Source organism: Thermogemmatispora sp., from assembly GCF_042408735.1.
GTDB lineage: Bacteria > Chloroflexota > Ktedonobacteria > Ktedonobacterales > Ktedonobacteraceae > Thermogemmatispora.
This window is the reverse complement of sequence record NZ_JBHOQV010000103.1, coordinates 1-3,697: the sequence shown is the minus strand read 5'-3', so window position 1 is coordinate 3,697 and position 3,697 is coordinate 1. Positions and strand designations below refer to the sequence as shown.

Below are 3,697 nucleotides of genomic sequence, written 5' to 3'. Positions count from 1 at the left end.
GGTCTCTCCCACAGCACGCTGGCGCTGATCTCTCTGGAGAGCGGCGAGCTGCTGCAGGCCGAGCGGCACTTTCGCCACGCCTTCGAGTGCTATGCCCTGGTCGGCGATCGCACAGGGCTGGCGGCCACCTCTAACCGCCTGTGGCAGGTGGCGCTGCGCAAAGGGCAGCTGGAGGAGGCCAATACCTGGTTCAAGCAGGACGATGCGCTGGTGACCGGCTTCGATGAGGAGGTCTTCATCACCAGCCAGTACTACCAGGGGCGGGTCGCGGCGGAGCGGGGGCGCTGGCAGGAGGCGGCGAGGCACTGGCAGTGTGCCTGTGAGCATGCGCGTCACGTGCACGATCGCTATCAGCTGGTGGCCAGCCTCTGCGACCTGGTGGAAGCGCTTTCCCACCTGGGACGACACGAGGAGGCGCAGGCCGCCTGGCAAGAGGCGCGCACGATCGCTGAGGAGGAGGGCTATGATCTGCTGCTGGGACGGGGCGAGGAAGTGCTGGGCGACCTGGCCTTGGCGGAGAAGCGTGTCGAGGAGGCCTTCCAGCAGTATGTGGACAGTTGTGCCTGGATGACTCACCATCATTTTCTGGAATATCACAAGGCGCAACGGCGCCTGGTAGAGCGGCTGCTCTCTCTCCCCCTGGAAAAGGTCCCTCCGACAGCACATCTGGTGAGTGAAAGCTGGCGTCAGCGCGGCCTGGCGGAGCAGTATCCGGAGCTGTCTCAGGCCTGTGAGGAGATTCTGAAGCTCCTGCCGGCCCCGCCCCGCTGGCAGGGGCACGGACAGGAAGGGGGTCCCTGAGCAGGCGCGTCTTGCCGTTCTCTGCCAGCTCGGAGAGCGGCTGGTCGCTCTGCACCTGCTGCGCACCAGTGACCCGGCGCGTCGCCCCACCTATCCCGTGGCCGGCTCCAACCGGGTCGAGCGGGTGGACTTCGTTGCTGACCCTTCCTCGGAGCAGGGGCGGGTCTGGATCAACGCACCCAATCTTTCGCTGGGGTCCCAGAGGAGGTCTGGACCTTCGAAGTGGGCGGCGATCAGGTCTGCGCGAAGTGGCTCAAAGACCGCAAAGGGCGGGTGCTGACCTTCCAGGACATCGTGCCGTATCAGCAGATCGTGGCAGCGCTGGCGGAAACCATCCCGTTGATGGAGCAGATTGACGACGTCATCGACGAACACGGGGGCTGGCCGCTCCACTAGCGACTGGCCACGCAGGAAAACGACACGCGGAGGAACCAACGCCCTCCCCAACAAGGCCGCGAGACGCTCCTCTGGTCGTTTCCCCAAGCGGAACAGACGCACTTCAGACGCCAGGCCGGCTCAGGCGTGATGCCTGAGGTTGGCGGCTATGGTCAGCTTTCCTGCTACCGATACACTGGCCCAGGCTGCAACACAATATCTGCATTGATCCTGTGCTGCTGTGTTGTGGGTCCACGGCAGAAACAGGCCAGAGACCTCCTGTGTTGCTGCTGTGGACCCACTGTCACCAGATCCCCTCCGTGCCAGAGCAATTTGCCTCAGAGGAGAGAGCGCTTGGCCCTCGTCCTGGGACACGACTCCCTGGGGCTCCCTGGCCCCTCACCAGCCAGCCAATCAGCCCCCCTCACGCCTGAAGTCACGGTGGCTCAGAGATTCCCCCACGCAAGGGCACCCGAGGCCTGACTGAGCCTTCGTGTCACGATGCAGGCTGCTGCACACAGGAAGGGAGAAGGGAAGAGGAGCTGCTCATGCTTGCTCATTCGTTCGGGGCAGCAGGCGGAACAGGCCCCACTCAAGCGCGGCCCGTGCCGCTACCACCTGTTCGTGGATCAGCCGGCCCGAGAGCAGAGAGAGAAACTCATACGTTCTCTCCGAGAATCGCCGCCGGCTCTTGGCGGGGCGTTGCTCCCGCGGCTGAAAGAGCGCTTCCAGGAGAAGGAAATCCTCTTCACGCAGGGGCCAGTGAATAAGCGCTGCCAAACGCTGACACCTCTCGCGATCAAGCTCTAACTCTAATGGAGGAGTGAAACGCTCCAAGAAGTGTAAGACATCCTTATCGCATTCGACAGGCATGAGGAAATAACCCTTTCTGATGTGAATAGATAGATAGAAATTGACTGACGTTAATCATTATAATCGGTACGTAAAACCTTGTCAAGTTTCTCAAAGAGGTAGAATAATTAGATATTGATAACAATCGTTAACAGTTGCTAACAATGGTGAGCGATGGATAAGAAGAGAGAGAAGGAAAGCATGACAGAGAGCTGCAGTGGTTTGCAGCGAGAGCAACCAGCGACTGGAAGCTTCTGGCAGGTGAATAGCCCAGCGTGCTGACCAACGAGGGAGGCCCGCTTGCGAGCAGACCCGACCTGGTGCAGGACCAGTCTGCCCGCAAGCGGCGGGATGGTTGCCACCCTGAGGAACTGACAGGCGTGAGCAGCTGGAGCGTGACCATCACGAGCTTGAGGAAGCGCTCACTTAGACCGGAAGCCGGATTGGTGTGGACGATGAGTGACAACAGTGCTGCCGAAGAAACACGGTGAGATCCCTATTAAAGCGCTCCGGTTCCTCGATGAACGGGGCATGCCCAGTGGGATAGAGCGAGAGGGTGACTGTGGCTCCCGCGTCCTCGAGCTGCCGGGCGATCTGGTGAGCCAGCATCTGAGGGACCAGTCTGTCAGACTCGCCGTGGATGATGAGCGTTGGCAGCCGAAAGTCGTGCCAGGGAATACTCTCTCTTGCCTGGACGGCTGGCAAGGGAGGAAGGAGGCTGGCCAGAGAAAGGCGCTGCTCGTCCACTGACTCGAGGAGCCTGGTCAGTGCCAGGCAGCTTCCGCCCAGATGTCGCTCAAACTCTCCGAATGCCGGTGGGTTCATCGTCAGCCCGGTGGTAAAGCGTACCAGCCACTGGGCAGTCAACGGCTCAGACAGGTCGAAGGGCGCGGGAGCATCTGTTCCTGTTCCTGTGAATACCTCAGCGAGGCGTTCAAGGAAGAGAGGTGTGCCCACGAACACCAGGCCAGCAATTGTTGGCCTGCGAGGCGATTGGCGGAGCAGCTCACCGACCAGCACCCCTCCCAGCGACCAGCCGACGAGGACCACCGGGAGATGGGCCGGGAAGGGCGAAGCCGCCAGGACGGTAGCGAGCTCCGCTGTCCAGCAACCCAGGCTCTCCGTCCAGCTGCCCTGGAGCGACCAGGAAGGGTCCCACGTCAGCACGTTCCATCCGGCCTCGGTCAGTGGGAGGATCTGCTTGCGCCAGCAGTAAGCGGGCTGGAGGAAGCCCGGCACAAGCAGCACGGTTCCCACGGCAGGGGAGTGCCTTGCAGGGGCGTAGTAGACGGAAAGCTGCATTCCTGGACGGTCAGGGAGAGTGAGCAGACATCGGGAAAGCGCGTCGAAAGACGGCTGCCCTTGCCCTTCCGACAAGAGGGGCTGTGTTTGGAACGTCTCAGGAATCATGGTTCCTCCTATGATCAAGAAGCCTGGTGAGCAAGCAAGGCTCCAGACTCCCAGATGTGTCTGGTGCCCCGCCGCTCATCGTTGTGCTGCCGGCAAGGGAGCCTGCCTTCAGAAGGTAGTGTTCACAGAAAGATGCCAATAGGTCCAGCAGGGATGCTGATGGCGAGAGGATAAGGGAAGGCCAGCAAGGAAGACAAGGAAGAGAAGACTGCACAGAAGATCAAGGCACTCAGAAGAGACGCCTGTTCACGATGGTGCT

Annotated in this window: 4 protein-coding genes; 2 read left to right on the top strand and 2 right to left on the bottom strand. The window is 61.3% G+C overall.

Translation table 11 applies throughout. The annotated features are described in order from the left end of the window. Together ACFMO7_RS08795 and ACFMO7_RS08790 are read left to right on the top strand one after the other, a co-directional pair. On the top strand, positions 1–801 hold an 801-nt coding region (locus tag ACFMO7_RS08795; protein ID WP_376795116.1), incomplete at its 5' end, for a tetratricopeptide repeat protein. 165 nt (positions 802–966) lie between these two features. Continuing rightward, entirely contained in the window at positions 967–1,197 is a 231-nt protein-coding gene (locus ACFMO7_RS08790; RefSeq protein ID WP_376795117.1) for a type ISP restriction/modification enzyme, read from the top strand. Positions 1,198–1,722: 525 nt separating this feature from the next. On the opposite strand, the gene ACFMO7_RS08785 is transcribed toward ACFMO7_RS08790, so the two are convergent. Then, positions 1,723–1,956: a hypothetical protein gene (locus ACFMO7_RS08785; protein WP_376795115.1), complete on the bottom strand. Its 234-nt coding sequence runs from the start codon at positions 1,954–1,956 to the stop codon at positions 1,723–1,725. 498 nt (positions 1,957–2,454) lie between these two features. Beyond that, entirely contained in the window at positions 2,455–3,285 is an 831-nt protein-coding gene (locus ACFMO7_RS08780) for an alpha/beta fold hydrolase (RefSeq protein WP_376795114.1), read from the bottom strand. Positions 3,286–3,697 lie beyond the last annotated feature (412 nt).